This window comes from Glycomyces luteolus (assembly GCF_027622875.1).
Classification (GTDB): Bacteria; Actinomycetota; Actinomycetes; order Mycobacteriales; family Micromonosporaceae; genus Glycomyces; species Glycomyces luteolus.
Genome location: NZ_JAPZVP010000003.1, coordinates 338,801 through 359,817, shown reverse-complemented (window position 1 = coordinate 359,817; position 21,017 = coordinate 338,801). Strand labels below are relative to the sequence as shown.

General features: G+C 67.7%; 17 protein-coding genes. 10 read left to right on the top strand and 7 right to left on the bottom strand.

The genetic code is table 11. The features are described from left to right. Positions 1-605 precede the first annotated feature (605 nt). Positions 606-767 (top strand): hypothetical protein, encoded by a 162-nt coding sequence (locus O1R50_RS05635; protein ID WP_270108925.1) that lies wholly within the window; start codon positions 606-608, stop codon positions 765-767. Positions 768-908: 141 nt separating this feature from the next. Continuing rightward, the gene (locus O1R50_RS05630; RefSeq protein WP_270108924.1) at positions 909-1,451 is read left to right on the top strand and encodes a hypothetical protein; all 543 of its coding nucleotides are present in this window, start codon (positions 909-911) and stop codon (positions 1,449-1,451) included. A gap of 174 nt (positions 1,452-1,625) precedes the next feature. Here O1R50_RS05630 and O1R50_RS05625 read toward each other — a convergent pair whose 3' ends face one another. Next, positions 1,626-2,006, bottom strand: a complete 381-nt coding sequence (locus tag O1R50_RS05625; protein WP_270108923.1) for a hypothetical protein — start codon at positions 2,004-2,006, stop codon at positions 1,626-1,628. Between the two features lie 451 nt (positions 2,007-2,457). On the opposite strand from O1R50_RS05625, the gene O1R50_RS05620 reads away from it, so the two are divergent. Both O1R50_RS05620 and O1R50_RS05615 read left to right on the top strand, forming a co-directional pair. Further along, positions 2,458-2,871 (top strand): pyridoxamine 5'-phosphate oxidase family protein, encoded by a 414-nt coding sequence (locus O1R50_RS05620; protein WP_270108922.1) that lies wholly within the window; start codon positions 2,458-2,460, stop codon positions 2,869-2,871. Positions 2,872-2,973: 102 nt separating this feature from the next. After that, on the top strand, positions 2,974-3,408 hold the full coding sequence (locus O1R50_RS05615) for a universal stress protein (protein WP_270108921.1): 435 nt from the start codon (positions 2,974-2,976) through the stop codon (positions 3,406-3,408). 105 nt (positions 3,409-3,513) lie between these two features. Here O1R50_RS05615 and O1R50_RS05610 read toward each other — a convergent pair whose 3' ends face one another. Continuing rightward, positions 3,514-4,998: a non-reducing end alpha-L-arabinofuranosidase family hydrolase gene (locus O1R50_RS05610; RefSeq protein WP_270108920.1), complete on the bottom strand. Its 1,485-nt coding sequence runs from the start codon at positions 4,996-4,998 to the stop codon at positions 3,514-3,516. Positions 4,999-5,370: 372 nt separating this feature from the next. Here O1R50_RS05610 and O1R50_RS05605 point away from each other — a divergent pair, with 372 nt between their 5' ends. Continuing rightward, a complete protein-coding gene (locus O1R50_RS05605; protein ID WP_270108919.1) occupies positions 5,371-6,792 on the top strand; it encodes an endo-1,4-beta-xylanase in 1,422 nt (473 codons plus the stop codon). 326 nt (positions 6,793-7,118) lie between these two features. After that, positions 7,119-8,114, top strand: coding sequence for an NADP-dependent oxidoreductase (locus O1R50_RS05600; protein WP_270108918.1), 996 nt, complete (start codon positions 7,119-7,121; stop codon positions 8,112-8,114). 68 nt (positions 8,115-8,182) lie between these two features. Here the strand turns inward: O1R50_RS05600 and O1R50_RS05595 are convergent, their stop codons facing one another. The 4 genes from O1R50_RS05595 to O1R50_RS05580 form a co-directional block, all read right to left on the bottom strand. Continuing rightward, entirely contained in the window at positions 8,183-8,896 is a 714-nt protein-coding gene (locus tag O1R50_RS05595; RefSeq protein WP_270108917.1) for an SDR family oxidoreductase, read from the bottom strand. Between the two features lie 372 nt (positions 8,897-9,268). Continuing rightward, a complete protein-coding gene (locus O1R50_RS05590; protein ID WP_270108916.1) occupies positions 9,269-9,748 on the bottom strand; it encodes a MarR family winged helix-turn-helix transcriptional regulator in 480 nt (159 codons plus the stop codon). A gap of 113 nt (positions 9,749-9,861) precedes the next feature. Beyond that, a complete protein-coding gene (locus tag O1R50_RS05585) occupies positions 9,862-10,767 on the bottom strand; it encodes an NADP-dependent oxidoreductase (protein WP_270108915.1) in 906 nt (301 codons plus the stop codon). Between the two features lie 161 nt (positions 10,768-10,928). Then, complete coding sequence (locus O1R50_RS05580; RefSeq protein ID WP_270108914.1) at positions 10,929-11,363, bottom strand: CBS domain-containing protein; 435 nt, start codon at positions 11,361-11,363, stop codon at positions 10,929-10,931. A 242-nt stretch (positions 11,364-11,605) separates the two neighbouring features. Between O1R50_RS05580 and O1R50_RS05575 the strand changes: the two genes are divergently transcribed. After that, on the top strand, positions 11,606-15,913 hold the full coding sequence (locus tag O1R50_RS05575) for an AAA family ATPase (protein ID WP_270108913.1): 4,308 nt from the start codon (positions 11,606-11,608) through the stop codon (positions 15,911-15,913). A 39-nt stretch (positions 15,914-15,952) separates the two neighbouring features. Here O1R50_RS05575 and O1R50_RS05570 read toward each other — a convergent pair whose 3' ends face one another. After that, entirely contained in the window at positions 15,953-16,957 is a 1,005-nt protein-coding gene (locus O1R50_RS05570; RefSeq protein WP_270108912.1) for a TRM11 family methyltransferase, read from the bottom strand. A 113-nt stretch (positions 16,958-17,070) separates the two neighbouring features. Between O1R50_RS05570 and O1R50_RS05565 the strand changes: the two genes are divergently transcribed. The 3 genes from O1R50_RS05565 to O1R50_RS05555 all read left to right on the top strand — a co-directional run bounded on the left by O1R50_RS05565 (position 17,071) and on the right by O1R50_RS05555 (position 20,967). After that, positions 17,071-18,054, top strand: a complete 984-nt coding sequence (locus O1R50_RS05565) for an aldo/keto reductase (RefSeq protein WP_270108911.1) — start codon at positions 17,071-17,073, stop codon at positions 18,052-18,054. A gap of 150 nt (positions 18,055-18,204) precedes the next feature. Then, a complete protein-coding gene (locus O1R50_RS05560) occupies positions 18,205-19,662 on the top strand; it encodes a family 43 glycosylhydrolase (protein WP_270108910.1) in 1,458 nt (485 codons plus the stop codon). A 243-nt stretch (positions 19,663-19,905) separates the two neighbouring features. Then, complete coding sequence (locus O1R50_RS05555; protein WP_270108909.1) at positions 19,906-20,967, top strand: LacI family DNA-binding transcriptional regulator; 1,062 nt, start codon at positions 19,906-19,908, stop codon at positions 20,965-20,967. Positions 20,968-21,017 lie beyond the last annotated feature (50 nt).

The following is a 21,017-nucleotide window of genomic DNA, read 5'->3' as shown; positions in this document are numbered from 1 at the left end:
CGCCCCCCCCCCCCCCCCCCCCCCCCCCCCCCCCCGCCCGTCTTGTCTTCAGCGGCTGATCGGCGGGGATCGATTCCGTCACCTTCGCCGGCGGGCATTGGCGTGTGCGCGAGGGTGATTCGAGTCTGAGCCGGGTCGACGTCGAGAATTGTTACGGTGAGGGTGTGACTTACGGCGAGGTGCGCTCAGACTTAAAGGCAGCCCTCCGAGCAGTGCTGTCCGGGTTTCGCGGTGTGTCATGCGGTGAGGACGAGGCGTAGGCGGGTTTGGTGGTGATGCCATCGGGCTCGGGCGAGCTCGCAGCGTCGCAAGATCGATCAGTGGCCCTGGTGTGCTTTGGGATCGGGTGGGATGTTAGCGATGAGGACGGCGAGGCAGGCGCGGATCTCGTAGGTACTGGGCGGGCCTGGCGGCAGGTCGGCCGGGACGACCTGGTCAGGTCGGTGCGGCAGGTGGCGTGCGGGATCCCAAGCGGCGCGGGCGATCTCGTGAGCTTCGGCGAGGGTGTATCGCGATCATGGCGAGGGCCAGGCGTCGGTGGAGGGCGGTCCAGGTTCCTCGACGATCCTGCCGGACGGGGCCACAGCGATCCGCACACCGGCGACATGACCGTCGACGAAGCGATCGACAAGTTCCCCACCGCCGGCACCCCGATGCAATCCTGGGACCTCGCCAAGGCCGCCCTCGGCCGCGACCCCGACCTGGGGGAGGAGCGCTGCCGTGCGCGCGCCGCCTTCATCGGCCAGGACCCGGCCTGGAAGCCCTGACTGTGAGGCAGGGCAGGGCGTATTCCATCTGAGGTTCGCGGACAGTTCTGAACAGGTTCAATTACTAGTGTATGGTTGCGCTGTAAAGTGAACGTGTTCAAAATACTGCCAGTTCGGCAGTGCTACTCGGATGGAGCCACGATGGAAGCCCCCGGCCACCTCCCCGAACCCGACGGAAGCGACATCGCCCGAACATCGAAGCGCACCACCCGCTTGCTGGGCCGCGCTCGAATCGTGCTCGCCGCTGCAGCCGTCCTCGCGTTGGGCGCTTGCGGATTCGCCGCTCCGGTCCAGGACCCTCCCGAAGACCCGGTCCCATATGACGAGGTGGTCGGGCTCTGGGAGAACGGGCACGGAGAGACCATCGAGTTCCACGAGGACGGCATACTCACAGCCGACCCCTCGACGTTCAGCGAGCGCACCTATGGCAACGCACCGGAGGGACCGGTCGAGGGAACTTGGTTGCTCTGCAAGAGCATCTACGGCGAGGCCGCAGACGGAAGCAAACACCGCAGCCCCACCTGCGTCGAATCCGACCAGGGCGAATACCTCAGCATCGACACCGAACAAGGCGGAGTGGGCGGAAGCCTGCTCTTCACCGACAAGGACTCGCAACTTCAGCTCTACCCCTACGCGCTCGAAGATCCCACCTTCAGCGAGGACTACTACACCAAGATTGACTGAGCGCCAACCGTTCTGCGATGCTAAACGCCGAAGGCGAGGAATCACATTGAATTGATAGTCATGAATGTGGTCGGGCAGTCGGTTACCGACTGCCCGAACACAGTTCTAGAGGCCGGTGACCCGCAGGGTTACCGGCCTCTAGAAGTTCGCATGAGGGGACTGAGGGCCCCGACCTTATTCCGTGATCTTCATAGTGCGCCAGAACTCCCATTCCCCGCCCAGGTAGATCAACATCTCGTAGGTTCTCCCCGCGCGGAGATCGTAGGTCTTGGAATCGCAGCCGGCGTCCGAGCCGTCGGTGATCGTCAGTAGGGGAGTGTCACCGCCCTCCGCATAGAGCTTCCCGGTTACGTTGCGCCCCTCGCTCTGCGTGTCGCAGACCGTGAAGCGGTCCGTCTCCGCGTCGTAGTGGGTCATGGTGCCGAGCTGGCGCCCGTCGCGATCGCTCAGGAGGAGGTAAGCGTTGGCGGCATGGGCCTGCCCTGATGCGGCAAGGACGATGGCCGACATGGCGGCGCTGACGACCAGCGCGCGCTTGGCGAATCTTGTGAACAAAGTCGATCTCCTTCTTCGTGCTGCCAGTCTGCGTCCGCAGGAGACCGACCACAAGGCGAAACACCGGCGGGAATGCGGCATCGGCCGGAGTCGCCGCTTGCGCACGATCTTCGGCTCGAACGAGCCGTCCCGGTCGGTGAGGCCTGGTCGGTCCTTTGGGTTTGCCACCCTCCGCTACAACGGGGAAGTCGGTGTCGGTGCGGATCCGCCTGGGTTGGCGGTCCCGAGGGCTTGGCCGGGGGCGGCCTTGGGACAGTTCGACTTTCCCGCAGGTGGTGGGATGGTTCGGGCGTGAGCGTTCAAACGTTCAACGGCCGTGCTCCTCGATCCTTGGTACGGTCGGACCACGAGAGGTGATCGCCCTCGTCGCGGAGTTCGAGCGCCTTCGGTCAGGAATCCTGCTGTCGGCGGACTCATCCGGTGCGTCCCGGATCGTCCCGAAGGAGTGGCGATGGAAAATCAGCGAGTCCCGGTCCCGCTCGACCCGGAGCTTGCGTTCGGGCTGCTCGGTCAGGCCGAGTTCGGGCGAGTCGCCTTCGTCTCCGACGGCGTTCCCACCATCAGGCCCTTGAACCACGTCGTGGTCGACGGCCGGATCATCGTCTACACGCGTCATACCTCTGCGCTGGCGAAATCCCTACGAGGGCACGTGGGTCTGAAGGTGGCCTATCAGGCCGATGAGATCGAACCGAGCAGTCGGCTCGGGTGGAGCGTGCTCGTCACCGGCACCGCCGTCGATGCCTCCGACGAACCCCATTCCGAGCAGCTCGCGCTGCAGGTCGAGACATGGATGAAATACCCGTTGGACATGGTCATCGCCATCACGCCTCAGGAAGTGACCGGTCTGCGCCTCACCATTGAATGACGTTTATCGGCTGCGGGCCGTGGGCCCGTTCGGTGGCCATGGCCCCTGGATCGCAGGAATGCGGCACTGATTGCGACTCCTGAGCGAGTGAAGGAGACAACGATGGCGGAGCACGAGAGTGAAAGAGTCGTGGTCGGCGTCGACGGCTCGCCCCCTTCACTGAAGGCACTGCGGTGGGCGATCGCGTACGCCGAGCGCACCGGCGCCGTGGTCGAAGCGTTCCACGCCTGGCAGATCCCGACCACCTACGGGACACCGGTGGAGGTCCTCCCGGGTGAGCGCTTCGCGGAGACGGCCGAGCGGGCCCTGAAAGGATCGGTCGCCGAGGTCCACGGCGACCGGACCGTTCCGGTGGTCGTTCCCGTGGCCGAGATGGGGTATCCGCCGAAGGCGCTGGTCGAGCGCTCGAAGGAAGCCGACCTTCTGGTGGTCGGCAGTCGGGGCCGCGGCGGCCTGGCGGCGCTCCTCGGATCGGTCAGCCTGCATTGCGTCTCTCACGCCGCTTGCCCGGTGGTGGTGGTCAGGGCTGCGGAGTAGGGAAGGGACCAAAGTCTCGCAATTCCCGCCGGGACGGGTTTCAAGCGGCGGACGAGCAGGACAGGCCCCGAGCGTTCTGCTCGGGGCCCGCCGGTCGGGTCGGGTTTAGGTGAGGGTCCAGCGTTGGTTGGTGCCGCCGTGGCAGGACCAGAGTTGGACCTTGGAGCCGTTGGCGGTCGCAGCGGCCGCCACGTCAAGGCACAAGCCCGACGCGGCATTGCTGATCGTGCCGTTGGAGTTCACGTTCCAGCGCTGGTTCGCACCGCCATGACAGGACCAGATGATCGCCGCCGTCCCGTTCGCGGTACCACCGCCTGAGGCGTCCAAGCACTTCTTGGAGCCGCCGGAGTACACGGAGATCTCACCGTTCGCTACCGTCCACTGCTGATTCGCCCCACTCCAGCAGTCATAGATCTGCAACTGCGTACCGTTCGTCGTCGACTGATTCGGCACATCCAAGCACCGGTTCGAACCGGTGCCGCGCAGCTGGCCGGAGTCGCCGCCGCCACCGCTGCTGCCGCAGTCGGGGGTGGGGTTGGTGTTGGTCAGGAGTCCCAGGCGGTAGGGCAGTTGCGAGTACTCGCCGCCGATGTTGGGGTTCCTGCCCTGGTAGAGGTACTGCATGCTGCAGGGGTTGATCTCCATGGTCTGGTTGCCGTCGACCCGGACCATCTCACCGTGGCTGATGTCGTTCGTCCAGGACCCTCCGGGGAAGGAGACGTTGGCGGTGCCGGCGAACGGGTTGGACTGGGTGTCGGCCAGCGGGGTCCACTCGCTGAAGTTCGCGTCGAGCCGGTTGGAGGTCCAGGACCGGAAGTAGCGGACGCCGTTGGAGCCGATGCCCTCGACGATGAGCAGGTACTGGCCGGAGTCGCCGACCTTGTAGACGTTGGTGGCCTCGAAGAGGCTCTGGTTCGGGGCCTCCATGAACAGCTCGACGTCGCCGAAGCCGTTCGGGAACTCGGCCACGGTCGTCTGGGCCCGGTAGAACTTCTGCTTGTCGTTGTTGAAGTACAGGTAGCAGTTCACGTCGTCGCAGGCGACCCAGTAGTCGAGGATGTACGACGAGCCGGCGTCGGCGATGCCGTGGTTGTTCATGAAGTTCCTGGGCGCCGAGGCGCTCTGCGGCTGCCCGGGGTGGGTCAGGGTGGAGAAGGAGGGCAGGCCGGTCTGGTAGAGCAGGTACCACTGGTTGTCGGGTTCGAAGTAGAACACCTGCGGGGCGGCGCGGTAGCCGCCGCCGATCGGGGTCTGGGACAGGTGGTACTGCTGCGCCTGCCCGGCCTGGGACCAGTCGGTGAAGCCGCCGAAGGAGGTCAGTGACCAGCCGCCGTTGGTGTCCGCGGTGGTGGCGTAGACGTAGTACTTGCCGTCGACCTTGACCACCGACGGGTCTTTGATCGACACCAGGGTGCGGCCGGGGGCCGTCTGCTGCGGGGCGACCAGCGCGCCCGTCGAACTCCATTGGAAGGGCGTGGGAAGCGGGGCGGCCTGTGCCGGGGCGGCGCTCAAGGTCGCTGCGGCGAGGGCCGCGGCCAGCGTCGCCGCCAGCAGCGCGATCCACGATCGCCATCGAATCGGATGCCTCATGGGTTGCCTCTCTGATCAAGTCCACTGTGTGGTTAGCGCTAACAACATCAGGGTCTGCGAAAGTTTCGGCCCGACGGCCGAAACGTGAGGTGTACACACAGGATAGCCAGACGGTTCGCCGCATGTAAATAGATCGATGTGATTTCGTCGGTCGGTCCCGCGGCGCCGCGTCCCGGGGCGGACGGGCGGCGCGTCCCGGGGCGGACGGGCGGCGCGTCCCGGGGCGGACGGGCGCCGCGACCCGGGCATCGTCCTACTTGACGTGATATCGAAACATATCTATAGTTCGAATACGCAAGTTTCGGGACAAACACCGAAACTTTCGATGACGCTCCCTTCGATGACCCTTCCCCCGAGTACCAAAGGAACACCATGATCACCAGTTCACCGCGGCGACGGCGCCGCGCCTGGTCGACGATCGCCGCAGTCGCGACCGCGAGCCTGGCCGCCACGACAGCGCTCGTGATGTCCTCCGGGACCGCCCAGGCCGGAACCACCCTAGGCACCTCGGCGGCCGAGAGCGGCCGCTATTTCGGGGCCGCCGTGTCGACGCAGTACCTGAGCGAGGCCGGGTACGCGAACACCCTTGCGGCCGAGTTCAACTCGGTCGTGGCCGAGAACGCCATGAAGTGGGACGCGACCGAGCCGAACCCGGGCCAGTTCAACTTCTCGGGAGGCGACCAGCTCGTCAGCTGGGCGCAGGCCCGCGGCATGAAGGTGCGCGGCCACACCCTCGTCTGGCACGCCCAGCAACCCGGCTGGGCACAGGGCCTGACCGGGCAGAACCTGCGTAACGCCATGCTCAACCACATCGCCGGAGTCGCCAACCACTACGAGGGCAAGGTCTTCGCCTGGGACGTGGTGAACGAGGCCTTCGAGTGGGACGGCAGCCGCCGCCAGTCGAACCTGCAGCAGCAGCTGGGCAACGGCTGGATCGAGGAGGCCTTCCGTGCCGCGGACGCGGCGGACCCGAACGCCAGGCTCTGCTACAACGACTACGGCACCGACAGCATCAACGCCAAGAGCACCGCGATCTACAACATGGTGCGCGACTTCAAGTCCCGCGGCGTCCCGATCGACTGCGTCGGCTTCCAGACCCACATCGCACACAACGAGAACCTGAGCAGCTATCAGGCCAACCTGCAGCGCTTCGCCGATCTCGGCGTGGACGTTGAGATCACCGAGCTCGACGTCGGCCAGGGCACCGGACAGGCGGCCACCTACGGTACGGTCACCAACGCCTGCATGGCGGTCGCCCGCTGCACGGGCATCACCGTCTGGGGCGTTACCGACAAGTACTCGTGGCGCGACGACAACCCGCTGCTCTTCGACGGCAACTACCAGAAGAAGCAGGCGTACCACTCCGTGCTCGCCGCGCTGAACAACGGCACGCCGGGCGGCGGCGAAGGCGGCCACGTGGTCTCGGTGGCTTCGAACCGGTGCTTGGATGTGCCGAATCAGTCGACGACGAACGGTACGCAGTTGCAGATCTATGACTGCTGGAGTGGGGCGAATCAGCAGTGGACGGTAGCGAACGGTGAGATCTCCGTGTACTCCGGCGGCTCCAAGAAGTGCTTGGACGCCTCAGGCGGTGGTACCGCGAACGGGACGGCGGCGATCATCTGGTCCTGTCATGGCGGTGCGAACCAGCGCTGGAACGTGAACTCCAACGGCACGATCAGCAATGCCGCGTCGGGCTTGTGCCTTGACGTGGCGGCCGCTGCGACCGCCAACGGCTCCAAGGTCCAACTCTGGTCCTGCCACGGCGGCACCAACCAACGCTGGACCCTGTAGGCCCCATCCCACGGATCGCCGCCCGGACGCGACAATGTCGCCCGGGCGGCGATCTCTTGCCTGGTCAGTCCTCGGGAACCGGGGCCCGTCGAGTCGCGGGCGGTCGGCGGCGAGAAATTCAGCTGACGGATGCCGGGTCGGCTCACATCGGGATCTCCTTGACATTATTTCTGAGTCAAGTCATACTTGAGCCAACTCGGATATGATGAGTTCAGCGAAGCCCACGAGCAGGACATGACGGAGCCGCCGCGCGTTCGTCGAGGCCGCGCGGGACTTCCTCCGTCGGAAGCGGCGGCCAACGACCAGAGCAAGGAGCAAGAAACGCCATGAAAGCGTTCGTCGTCAGCAAGTACAAGGCCCCGCTGCAGCTCGCGGAAGTCCCCGAGCCCGACGTGGGCGAGCGTGATGTGCTCGTCCAGGTGCGGGCCGCCGGCCTCAACCCGCTCGACGAGAAGATCCGGGCGGGCGAGTTCAAGCAGATCCTGCCGTACAAGCCGCCGTTCGTCCTCGGCCACGACGTCGCCGGTACCGTCCTCGAGGTCGGTGCGCAGGTGCGCGGGTTCAAGCCTGGCGACGAGGTGTACGCGCGGGCCGGCGATCACCGCATCGGCACTTTCGCCGAGCGGATCGCCGTCGCCGAAGCCGACCTCGCCCTCAAGCCCGCCTCGGTCACCATGGAGGAGGCGGCGTCGCTGCCGCTGGTCGCGCTGACCGCATGGCAGGCCCTCGTCGAGAAGGGCAACGTGCGTGCCGGCCAGAAGGTGCTCGTCCACTCGGGTTCCGGTGGAGTCGGGTCGATCGCGATCCAGCTCGCCAAGCACCTCGGCGCGACGGTGGCGACCACGGCCGGTGCCGCCAATGCGGACTTCGTCCGCGAACTGGGCGCCGACATCGTGATCGACTACCGCACCCAGGACTTCGAGCAGCTGCTGTCGGGGTACGACCTGGTGCTCGACAGCCTCGGCGGCGAGAACCTCACCAAGTCCCTGCGTGTCCTGAAGCCCGGCGGCAAGGTCGTCGGCATCGCCGGGCCGCCCGACCCGGCCTTCGCCCGCGAGAGCGGCGCCAATGCGCTGCTGCGCGCGGCGGTCGCGGCCATCAGCGCCGGAGTCCGCCGCCAGGCCAAGCGGCTCGGCGTCCGCTACGAGTTCCTCTTCATGCGTGCCGACGGCGGCCAGCTCCGCGAGATCACCGCCCTCGTCGACAGCGGGGCCCTGCGCCCGATCGTCGGCAAGACAGTTCCCTTCGGCGAGACCGCAGCGGCCCTCGGGGCGCTGGACCATGGAGGCATGCGGGGCAAGGCCGTCATCAGCAGAGCCTGACCTCGAGTCCCGTCACGACAGAGCGGCAGCAGATGCGAAGCATCCGCCGCCGCTCTTTCCGTTGCCCGTCAGGCGCTCGCGGCCTGCAGTTCCGGGTACATCGCCTCGATCGGAGCGCTGAGTCCGGCCTTCAGCTGCACGGAGGTCTCGTCGGCGAGCACCTCGTACTCTCCGGCCTCCAGCCCGTCGAACACGATCCGCACCAGATCCGAGGGAGCGGTCTTGGCGACGTCGACGCCCGCGGCCATCTGCGTGTCGACGTAGCCGACGTGCACGCCGACCACGTTCACGCCCTGCGGAGCGAGCTCCAGCCGCAGCGAGTTCGTCGCCGACCACAGCGCGGCCTTGGAGGCGCTGTAGATGCCGCCGAGGGCGTACCAGCTCAGCGCGGAGTGAATGTCGACGATCGCCGCGTTCTCCTTGCCCGCCAACACCGGTGCGAAGGCGCGGGCGAGGAACAGCGGGCCGAAGAAGTTCGTCTCGAGGTTGGTGCGGATCTCGTCCTCGGTGTGGTTCAGGATGCCCGAGCTGGCGGGCAGGATCCCGGCGTTGTTGATCAGCACCGTCACGTCCCCGGCGGTCTCGACCGCGACCTGGATGGACGCCGGGTCGGTGACGTCGAGGGCGAGCGGGACGATGCGCTCGTCGTCCCACTCGCGGGGGTTGCGGGCGGTGGCGTACACCTTGCCGGCGCCGCGCGCGAGCGCGTCGTGGACGAAGTGGGTGCCGATGCCGCCGTTGGCCCCGGTGACGAGGACGACGGCTCCGTTGAGTGCGGTCATGTGCTTGCCTTTCGGTAGTCGGGCCCGCGCTGGTCGAGGTGAGTCGATCGGCCGGGAACGTCGCCGCGGCCGCGAACCATACGGATCCGGGCCTTCGCGGGAGCCCGGGAGCGAGATGTCTTCGGGCTCACACAACAACGACTACACTCATAACTGAGGCAAGTCAGCTTCTATTCCCGCGCTGAAGCTATTCGGCGCGCAGTTCGTCGGCGAGGCGGGTGAGGGCTTCCTCGGCTTTCGGCGCGGGGCGCGACCTGGCCCCCGAGGAAGCCGGTCGCGCCGACGGCGAGGACTGATTCGGAGCTCATCGGGATCCCGCTTCCCATCGGATCAGTGCGACGCCGGGCCTGAGGCCACGGGCGCGGAAGGGAATCACGTCGGCTCGTCATGCGGCCGGGTGCGGCCGCTGATCGCGTCGATGACGGCGTACGCGTCGCGGACGAACGTCTCGGCCCGCTGCGCGGACAGGTGCTGCGTGGAGGTCTCCTCGAGGTCGCGCCACATCGCGGCGAGCGGTTCGCGCATGGCGCGGCCCTTTTCGGTGAGGTGGACGACCATGACACGGCGGTCGTGTGCGGCCGGCTCGCGGACGACGAGTCCGGCTTCCTGCATGCGCCGCAAGGACTTCGAGACGGTTGAATGGTCCAGGCCGACGGCGTCGAGCAGTTCGGACTGGGTCTGGCCGTCCCGGTCGAGCAGGTGCATGAGCAGCAGCTCCTGCCCCGGGTGCAGGTCCATCCCGCGCAGCATCGCGGCGGCGCGGCCGCGGTGGGCGCGGGCGAGTTCGAAGATCGCGTAGCTCAGCGGTCCCTCACCTGCTGTGGACGGGACGCGCGTCTTGGGGTCGGCCATGGTTCGGTTCCTTTGGCGGTGGAGGCGGAATGGTCGGTGGAGCCGACCGCCCCGCCAGCGTAGAAGGCGGCCGCGTCGGACGTGCTCACTCGGCAGTGCTCGTTCGGCGGTGCTCACTCGACCGTGATGACGAGCTTGCCGCGGCCGTGTCCGGCGTCGCTGACCTGCTGCGCCTTGGCGGCCTGGTCGAACGGGTAGGCGGTCACGGTCGTGACGAGCCTGCCGTCCGCGGCATCCTGGGCGATCTCGGCCAAGCGTTCGGCCGACTTCTCCTGAACGCCGCTGGCGAAGGTGATGCCGAGCGCGCGGGCGCGGAAGTCGGCGATGGTGACAATGCGTTCGGTGCCGCCGCGCAGCTCGATCGAGTCCTCCAGCGCACCTTTCCCGGCGAGGTCGAAGACCGCGTCGACGCCTTCGGGCGCGAGCGATCGGACCCGCTCGACCAGGCCCTCGCCGTAGACGGTGGCGGTGGCGCCGAGCGAGGCGAGGTAGTCCTGGTTCCCGGGGCCCGCGGTGGCGATGACCCGAGCACCGCGCGCCGCGGCGAGCTGGACGGCCAGGGTGCCGACCGCCCCGGCCGCGCCGTGCATCAGCACGGTCTCGCCTTCGGTGACGCCGAGCATGCCCAGGACCCGTTCGGCCGTCTCGCTCGCCACGGGCAGCGCCGCCGCGTCCTGCCAGTCGAGTCCGGCGGGCTTGGCGGCGATGGTGGTGGCCAGCGCGTACTCGGCGTAGGAGCCGGTGTCCGACCAGCCCAGGACCTCGTCGCCCACCTGGACGCCGGTCACGCCCTCGCCGAGGGCGTCCACGACGCCGGCGAACTCGCCGCCGGGGATAGCGGGCAGCGGCGTCGGGCGGAGGGACTCCATCGCTCCGGAGCGGATCTTCCCGTCGATCGCGTTCAGGCCTGCGGCCTTGACGCGCACGCGGACCTGCCCGGGACCGGGCTCGGGAACCTTGACTTCGGCCTCTTGCAGGACTTCGGTACCGCCGAAGCGGTCGAACTGGATGGCCCTCATGACGACTCCTTCTCGATCGCCACCAGTTAGGTGGCTAGACACATAATCTATCGCAGACTATGTGGCTAGCCAAGTATTGGTCGGAAGAGCCGCCGTGAGCTCCGACTCTCATGGGCCGACGGCATCGGGCACTACTGGAGCACGGCCGCCGGTTGGCGCCGTCAGGTCACCCCGGAGATGTAGCCCTCGAGCTGCTCCCTCTCGAACTCGAGCTGGCCGATGCGACCCTTCACGACGTCGCCGATGCTCACGATGCCCACGAGGGCGCCGTTGCCGGAGACGACCGGGACGTGGCGGATGCGCTGCTCGGTCATGAGGACCATCAGGTCCTCGATCGAGTCGTCCAGGAGCCGGGTGTGGACGTCCGGGGTCATGATCCGCGAGACGGGCGCGTCGAGCAGGCCGGGATCCGCGTGCAGTCCGCGGGTGATGTCGCGTTCGGAGACGATGCCGGCGACGGCGAAGCCGTCCGCGCTCACGACCAGGGCGCCGACGTTGTGCTCAGCGAGTCTGGCCACCAGCGTGCGTACCGATTCCTCGGGCCGGATGGTCACCACGGCAGCGCCTTTGGATCGCAAGATGTCGTTAATCCGCATAGTGACCCTCCTGTATGCACAGCGAAGAGCTTTCCAGCATAGCCCAGATGGGCCGCCATGAACATGGTCAAATCTCCGCTTTCCGGTGTCGGATCCGAAACGGTCACCATGTGTCGGGTTCCTGACTTTTGACTCGACTCGTCGATGGTTTGCGGCTACCTTCCGGGCACACCCCGCGCCTCTCGGCTCCCGTTCACAGGACAGCACCCCCTTGAGGCGATCGTTCAGCCAGGAAGGTCGGCATGGCTGCGGCCCACGACGACTCCGAGCAAGAAACGCTCCACAAACGACGCGCGCAGGACGGCATCCGGCAGGCGGTCCGCCAGGCCGGAGGCCGCCTTGCCGCCGCGAGCCACCCCGCCGTGATGACGATGCTGTGCGCCGCCGCATGTGCGCCGGTCGCGGCCGCCGCTATCGGCGTCGGCGCTTCCGTCTCCGCCGCCATCGCGGTTGTCGGCGGTGTCGGCGGCACCTTCCTCGCGCAGACCGTGGACAAGCTCGTCAAGCGGCTCGAACCCGCTTCAGGCGGCCCTGGACCGACTGTCGAACAGATCCGAGCGGCCATCGAAGCGGGGCTCACCGATGCGCTCGCGGCCGAACAGGATCAGGCCCGATTGATCGAGCTCGGCATCGGATCGTTGATGTCCGCGACCGACGGCGCGCGGGTGGCCCTGGACGAGGCGATCAAGAGCGGCAACCGCGAACTCGCCGACCTCATCGTCGGCAGCACCGAACGGCTCGAAGCCGTGATCGCGGGGCAGCACGGGCAGACCCGGGCCGAACTCGGCGAGAACACGCTGCTCACCCAGATGGTCCTGAGCGGCGTGCGGCAGACGATCGACCTGCTCGAGGAGCGGACCGTCACCGAGTCCGTCAGGCAGCGCAGCGCAGCGGCCTGGGAGGGGCGCAATCCATACCGCGGACTCGAACCGTTCCGGCCGGAGCACGCACCCGTCTACTTCGGACGCGACCTGACCACCGCCTCACTCGTCGCGAACGTGCGGAGACGATTCATCGCGGGCGAGATCCAGATCGTCACCGGCGCTTCAGGAGCCGGCAAGTCCTCGCTGCTGCAGGCCGGCCTGATGGACGCGTTCGCCAAGGGCGCCTTCCCAGATGAAGGCTCCCAGCACTGGCCGAGGTGCGTCATCCGGCCGTCCTATCCCGAACCGAACCCGCTCGCCAACCTGGCCTCGGCGATCGCGGGCATCGCCGGAAGAGATCCCGCCGATGTGCAGCGTTCCCTGGAGGAGCGCCCCGAACGCGCCGAGCAGTTGGCGCGCGCGGCACTGCGCAACCGGAGCGACGACGCTTCGGCGCGACTGGTGCTGGTCGTGGACCAGTTCGAGGAGGTCTTCAGCGCCTCCACCGATGCGGAGACCCGAGACAGGTTCGTCTCCGCCCTCACCGCGATCGCCTCGAACCAGCGCGAATCCGCCGGCCTGGTGGTGCTCGGGGTGCGCGGGGACTTCATCGAGCGATGCGCCGAGATCGACCTGCTGGGCCCCGCGCTCAGCCACCCGTTCATCGTCCGTCAAATGCGGCGAGACGAGATGCGCGAGGCCGTCACGGGGCCTGCCCGGGCGGCGGGACTGAACATCGAGCACGCGCTCGTCGACACCATTCTGGACGACGCACGCGGCGCGGGCGGGCCCGCCGGATTCGGGACCGGGGCGCTGCCGCTCCTCTCGGAAGCCATGCGCCGGCTCTGGGAAGCACAGGAGCGACAGACCGGCGGTGCGGCAACGGAACTCACGCGGGCCGCCTATGCCGAGTCCGGCAGAGTCGCCGACGCGGTCGCCAAGACGGCCGACGAAGTTCTCGCCTCCCTGGACGAAGACCAGAAGGCGCTGGCGAGGAGCCTGTTCCTCCGACTGCTGACGATCGACGACGACAAGGTCACCCGCGAACCTCGAAGCAGGAGCAAGCTCGTCTCGCTCCTCGGACCGGAGGCCGGGCCGGTGATCGACGCGTTCGTGACCGGCAGGCTCCTCGTCACTGACGACCCCGTACCGGAATCGGAGGAGGAACCGGGAGACGAAAAGGGGGACGAATCGGGACCGACCGTCGAGATCGCACACGAATGCCTGTTCTGGCACTGGGCCGCCCTGCGCGAATGGATCGACGAGGACCGCGCTGTCCTCGCCCGGCGCGGCAAACTGGCGAACGACGCCAAGGATTGGGATGCGAACGGGCGGGGGAGTTCCTTCCTTTACCAGGGCGCGAAACTCGCCGATCTGGAGAAGGAGGTCGAGGAATCCCGGTCGGCGAATCCGGAGCGGTTCCCCGAACTCGATTCGCTCCCAGAACAGTTCATCCAGGCCGGGAGGGAGCATGCGGAGCGACGGCACCGCTTGCGCCGCTTGGCGATCGCGGGCCTCGCCTCGCTACTGGCGCTCGCGCTTACCGGCGCTTTCCTGATCTACGTGGCGAATCGAGAGGTAGCGGAGGCAACGCAGACACTCGCCGACCGCGAAAGCTGGGAGCGATCCCTGAGTCTGGCGGAGGCGAGCGCAGAGGCCGGCCTTACTGACGGGGACCTGGCCCGACTCCTGGCCGCCGCCGCCTGGGAGACGGCCGAAACGAATCAAGCCTGGGCGGCCATGACCGACGCGTTGGGGAACCCCGCGACCGGGATGCTGACGGAGGGACACGACACCGATTTCGTGCGGTCCGCCGACTTCAGCGACGACGGATCGATCCTCGTCACCGGCGCCGATGACGGCACGATCGCGGTCTGGGACACCTCGACCTGGAGAGCCGAACGGCTTGACTTCAAGTGGGAGACCGCGATTGGCGAGTTGCAGGTCAGCCCGGACGGGCAGTCGTTCGCCATCAGCGCTTGGTCGAACGATTCAGCGCGTGCGGAGGTACAGGTGCTTGACAAGACGGGCCGCACCGTCGCGTTGCTTGAAGGCGGTTTCGAATCCGACGCGACCATCGCGTTCGCGCCGGACGGGGCCATGCTCGCCGCTTCCGGCGCGGGCCGGACGAAGGTGTGGGACCTCGCGACGGAAGAGTTGCTCGACACGATCGAAACCGGTGCCGGGACCATCAGCCAGTTGGCGTTCGCGAAGCCCGGCGACGACATCCTCACCACCGATGCGGACTTCGTCCAATGGAGGCTCGACCCCGCCTCCAATTCGGATGAGGCGTCAGCGGTCATGGCGGAGGAGCAAATCCAGTCGAGTCCCATCGGCGATGCGGCCGACTCCTACATCGTGACCTGCGGAACGGGTTGCCTCGTCCGAACTGCGGCCGACGGCGATGACGGAGTCCTCCCGAAGATCGATGTCAGCTCCACTGCGAGCTATACGGACGACGGGCGTCTGCGCGCGGTCGTCGACAACGACCTGAATGTGCAAGTGGACGAGGTCGACACCGGGGCGGCGTACGGAGTCATCCGCAGCGGTTCGATCATCAGCGAGGTGGCGATCCGACCAGACGGCAAAGTGGTGGTCGCCGCGACTCAGGACGGCCTCCAGACCTGGAGCCTCGAATCCTTGAGAGGTCGAGCGGTGCTCTCGCCGTTCGGACTGTTCGACGATTTCGGACTGTCCGCCGACGGATCTCGTCTCACGATCGCCGGACCTGCGGCAGTGCAGTTCTGGAATGTCGAGGAAACGCCTCGCCTGGAACAGGAGCTTGCAAGCGGTGAGTACCCGGCAGGGACGTTCACGACCGTGGGGGCCGACGGCGAGATCGCCGCCACGCGGGTCGAGTACGATTCCGCGGAGATTCTCATATGGAATCCCTCGACCGGAGAGATCATCAGGGAGCTGACGGACTCGGGATCCACTGTGTTCGCCATGGGATTCCAAGACGAGAACCGGCTGGCGACCATACACCGTGCGGACTTCGATTCGCATGACGGCCCTGCCGGCGTCACCGTCTGGAATTTGGAGAGCGGTGAAAAGGAGGCGGGGATCGAATGGGAGGAGAACCCCGCAAGAATGGCGATGGATTTCAGTCCGGACCTGAGCCAGGTCGCCACGGTGGACGGCGAAGGCGGCATTCGCGTCTGGGACATCGCGAGCGGCGGTCGCACGACCCGGCTCGAGGGGCATTATCCGGATGTGAGCGCGGTGGCCTTCAGCCCCGACGGGTCGTCGCTCGCGGCAGCCACTGGCCGGGGGATCGCGGTCTGGGACCTGACCTCGCCCGAAGATGCTCCGGTGGTGCATCTTCCGCGGTCGGTTTTCAATTCAGTCATCGGTTATACCCCGGACGGCACCCACATCGTGGTGGAGGAGACCGTCGACTCGTTCTTCGACGGGGGCAAGATACTGGTCTGGGACATCGAACGGGAACTCGTGGTCGCAGAGCTCTACACGCGGGACTCGATGTACACGTACGCGTTCTCGGACGATGGGTCGACGCTCGCCACATTGGGACTGGACGGCATCGATATCCTCTCGCTCGACTTCCTGACACAAGACCCCTACGACTTGGTCTGCGAGCGGACTGGACGCGGGTTCACGGATGCCGAGGCTGAGCAGTACCTCGCGGAACTCCCCGCTGGGGCCCGGAACGTGTGCGCGGACGCGTGACCGAAGCACGTCGGCAAGGGGGCGTGAGGACCCCGGCCGTCACGCCGACGCGCGGCCCCCGACGAGGACCGTGGCGGGGTGGCCGTTCACGAGGATGTCGTGGAGTGAATGGACCGCGAGGTTGTTGGCGGTCAAGGCCTTCTCGGCTGCTTCGGCTGCCATTCGGGCGACGAGGAGCACGAGCCTTCCGGTGCGCGGAGCGAGGACGCGGTCGAAGGAGCGGGCCATCGCGTCGAGGAATTCAGGCAGTTCGAGCGGCAGTTCCTCGTATTCGCCCCACGGAGGATCGGTGACGATCACGTCCACTTCGCGGTCCTGGAACGAGGGGAGCGACAGTGCGTCCTCGTCGAGGAATTCGATGTCGCGGCTTTCTCGGATCGCCGCCGGGAAATCCTCCCGGAGCCGCGGCAGATCAGAGTCCGAATAGACGATGCGCTTGGCCGGGAACGACATCCGGGCATTGGTGAACGAACCCGAGCCGGCGAAGGGATCGAGGAAGACGTCGTCGGGTTCGGGCTTCGAGGCGGCGACGAGGAGCGACGACAACTCGTGCGAGATCGCTCCCGCGGCCTTCGCCGCGCGCTTGGGGCGGATGTGGCGGCGGCAGAGCATCAGGTAGTCGAAGTCGGTCCTTCCGACCACCCAGTACTCCTCTCCCGAACCGCGGCCGACCATGCGCTGGCCCGAGGCGTAGGTGATCTCGGTTTCGAGCGCGCGCTTCGCGGGGGGGCTGACGGGGACGAGTTCGCCGTCGACGTGGAACATCACGCGGAACGAGTCCGCGTGGCTGTCGAGACCGTCGTAGCGGAGGCTGTCCGCGAGTTCGAGCACGCCCTCATCGATATCGCGGCGAACCACATCGGCGATCACGGTGAACGAGTTCTTGACGAACGGAATCTGCACCACCTGCGAATACCGGCTCTCCGATTCGAAGATCAGCGAGCTGTCGTCGGCGTAGACCGTCTCCGGCCGGTCGACGTACGAACCGATCGACCCGGCGACCAATGCACCGGTTCCGGCAGGAAACTGAACGTAGTAGCGCACGGCAGGAAGCCTACCCGCGCCGGCGGCCCCGCACTCGCGATGAGCGCCCCGCTCCCGGGGCGCGCGCCGGGTCCTAGACTGGCCCGCGAAAGACACGACGACTTGGGGGATCAATGGAGCAGCGCGTATTCGGCAGGAGCGGCCAGCGGGTGTCGGTGGTCGGGCTCGGCACCTGGCAGCTCGGGGCCGACTGGGGCGAGGTGAAGGAGGAGGACGCGCTCGCCGTCCTCGATGCGGCCGTCGAAGCGGGCGTGACCTTCTTCGACACCGCCGACGTCTACGGCGACGGCCGTTCGGAGCGGCTCATCGGGCGGTTCCTGAAGGAACGGCCGGACGCGCAGGTCATGGTGGCCACCAAGATGGGCCGCCGCGTCGAGCTGGACCCGGCGCTCTACACCCTCGACAACTTCCGGGCCTGGACCGACCGGTCGCGCGTGAACCTCGGCGTCGAGCGGCTCGACCTGGTGCAGCTCCACTGCCCGCCCACCCCGGTGTACGCCTCGGACGCGGTCTTCGAGGCGCTCGACACCCTCGTCGAGGAGGACCGGATCGCCGCGTACGGCGTGAGCGTCGAGACCTGCGACGAGGCGCTGACGGCGATCGCGCGGCCGGGCACGGCGAGCGTGCAGATCATTCTGAACCCGTTCCGGCTCAAGCCGCTCGAAGCCGTCCTGCCCGCCGCGGAGGCGGCCGGGGTCGGGATCATCGCGCGGGTGCCGCTCGCGTCCGGTCTGCTTTCGGGCAAGTACACCGCGGACACGGTGTTCGCCGCGAACGACCACCGCAACTACAACCGCCACGGCGAGGCCTTCGACCAGGGCGAGACCTTCTCCGGGGTCGACTACGCCACCGGCGTCGAGGCCGCGGTCGAGTTCGCTTCGCTCGCACCGGAAGGGGCGACCCCGGCGCAGACCGCGCTGCGCTGGCTCATCCAGCAGCCCGGCGTCTCGACAGTGATCCCCGGGGCGCGGAACCCCGAGCAGGCCAGGGCGAACGCCGCCGCGGCCGACCTCGCGCCGCTGCCGGAATCGACGCTCGCCTCCGTTCGCGACCTCTACGAGGCGAAGATCCGCGCGCAGATCCACCACCGCTGGTAGCCGTGTCCGGTGCCTCTTGAGAGGCACCGGACATCCGCGAGCATCGACATCTATGGATCGAAATCGTTGACTTTCGAGGGAGTGTATGCATAGGCTGACGTCAGTCTTGTTATCGATCACAAGCCGTGGTCATCCCCTCAAGGAGTTCCCATGCCGTTCCCGCCGTTCAGCCGCCGCCGACTCTTCCAGGCCGCCGGAGTCGCCGCCGCGTCCAGTGCCGGAGTCGGGTTCGCCGCTGGAGCCGCGCAGGCCGCCGACACCCCCGGCGTCCGGTACGTCAACCCGCTCATCCAGCAGCGCGCCGACCCGCACATCTGGCGGCACACCGACGGGTACTACTACTTCACCGCGAGCGTCCCGGCCTACGACCGCATCATCCTGCGCCGCGCGACCACCCTGCAGGGCCTCGCGACCGCCTCCGAGGCCACGATCTGGACCAAGCACGCGAGCGGCGAGATGGGCGCGCACATCTGGGCGCCGGAGATCCACCACGTGAACGGCAAGTGGTACATCTACTTCGCCGCCGGTCGTACCGACGACGTGTGGGCCATCCGGATGTACGTGCTGGAGAACGCGAGCGCGAACCCGATGAGCGGCACGTGGACCGAGAAGGGCCGCATCGTCACGCCGCGCGACTCGTTCTCGCTCGACGCGACCACCTTCACGCAGGGCTCGACCCGCTACCTCTGCTGGGCGCAGAGCGACCCCGAGCTCGGCTCGGGCACCAGCCTCTACCTCGCCGCGATGACGAACCCCTGGACCATCACCGGCACGCCCGTGCGCATCAGCAAGCCGACCAACTCGTGGGAGACCATCGGGCACAAGGTGAACGAGGGCCCGGCCGTCATCACCCGCAACGGTCGGATCTTCATGACCTTCTCCGCCAGCGCCACCGACGCGAACTACGCGGTCGGGCTGCTCACCGCTTCCTCGGGTGCGAACCTGCTCAACGCCTCGTCGTGGACGAAGAGCGCGCAGCCGGTGCTGCGCAGCAGCGACGCGACGAGTCAGTACGGACCCGGGCACAACTCGTTCACCGTCTCGGAGGACGGGCAGAGCGACATTCTCGTCTACCACGCCCGGCCCTACAAGGCGATCAGCGGCGATCCGCTCTACGATCCCAACCGGCACACCAGGATTCAGAAGGTCTACTGGCGCGCGGACGGCACGCCCGACTTCGGCATCCCGGTCGCGGCCGGCGCCACGCCGTACCGGTTCTCGCTGTACGGGCAGAGCGGTGCCTACCTGAACCACTACGACTACCGGGTCCGCGCGGGCACTTCCGTTGCGATGCTGGCCGATTCGCAGTTCCGGATCGTGCCGGGCCTGGCCGGTTCGGGGACGGTGTCGCTGGAGTCGGCGAACTTCCCGGGCCGCTACCTGCGGCACAAGAACTACGAGCTGTGGGTCGAGGCCGACGACGGCGGTTCGGTGTTCGACGCCGACGCGAGCTTCCACCAGCGCGACGGGCTGGCCGACGCCGCCGCGGAGTCGTTCGAGTCGTTCAACTTCCCGGGCCGGTTCATCCGCGCCTCGGGCGGTCTGGCCAACATCCTGCCGGTCGCCACGGCGCAGGAGCGCACCGATGCCACGTTCCGCTTGACCTAGCGGAGTCGCGCTCTTCGATACGACCGTCCGGAGGGCGCTTCGTGGACCGACCTCCATTCTGGAGCGGTGCACGGGGGCGGGCAGTGGATCGACGCTGCGGCTCCGCTCGACGTGATCCGGGTGTCCTCCCGTGATGGCGCTTTGCCGGAATTGGCGGGTACGATCTGATCCTCGACTTGACAGGGCTCCGAAGCGAGGCGTAGGTTACGCCTGACAACGTAGTCAGATTCGCTTTGGAGCCTAATGTCCTCTCCTGCCGCACCCGACGACGCCTCGCACGGCGATGCCCGGCGCCGACCGCCCGGCATGACCGACGTGGCGCGCCTGGCAGGGGTCTCCCAGAAGACGGTCTCCCGCGTCGTCAACAACGAGCGCTACGTCAGCGAAGCGCTGCGCGAGAAGGTCCTCCGCGCCGCCGCCGAACTCGGCTTCCGGCCCAACACCGCCGCCCGTGCGCTCATCACCGGCCGCTTCAAGCGCATCGGCGTCGTCTCCCTCGGCTCGGCCCTCTACGGCCCGGCCTCCATGCTCGTGGCACTGGAGCGCGCCACCCGCGCCGCCGGGCTCTCCTTCATGGTCGCCAACACCCCTGAGGGCCAGCCGGGAGCGATCCAGGAGTCCATCGACTGGCTGCTCGCCCAAGGAGTCGACGGCATCATCCTCTCCGAGCCGAAGGACGAAGGCGAGCGCCTGCGCCCCGATGCGGGCGTCCCGATCGTGAGCCTCGGCCGGGCCGCCGGCCTGCCCGACGAGAACGTGGCCCTCGCGCGCGGCCGCACCGCCGCGTCCTGCCGCGAAGCCGTCGAGCACCTGCTCGACCTCGGCCACGAGCGGGTCTGGCACGCCGCCGGGCCGCAGGACTGGTGGGAGGGCCGCGAGCGCCTCGAAGGCTGGGCCGAGGCCCACCGCGCGCGCGGCATCGAACCGCCCCCGCCGCTGGAAGGCGACTGGACACCGGCGGGCGGGTACGCGGCCGGTCTCGCTCTGCCGCCCGAGGCCACGGCCGTGTTCTGCGCCAACGACGACACCGCGATCGGGCTCTCCCGGGCGCTTCGCGAGGCCGGGCGGCGCGTCCCCGAGGACGTCTCGCTCGTCGGCTTCGACGACATCCCCGCCGCGGCCTACCTCTCGCCGCCGCTGACCACCGTCCAGCAGGACTTCGAAGGCGACGCGGCCTACGCCCTCGATGTGCTCCTGCGGCTCATGCCCGATGCCGTGACACTCGAGCCGGAGGCGAAGGCGGTCGCACCGCGCCGCCGACTCGTCGTCCGCTCGTCGACCGCTCCACCCCTCTCCCAAAGGTAGTGCCAGAGGACAAATCCTGATTCGCACTGGCGCGCAACAGGAAGGACCCA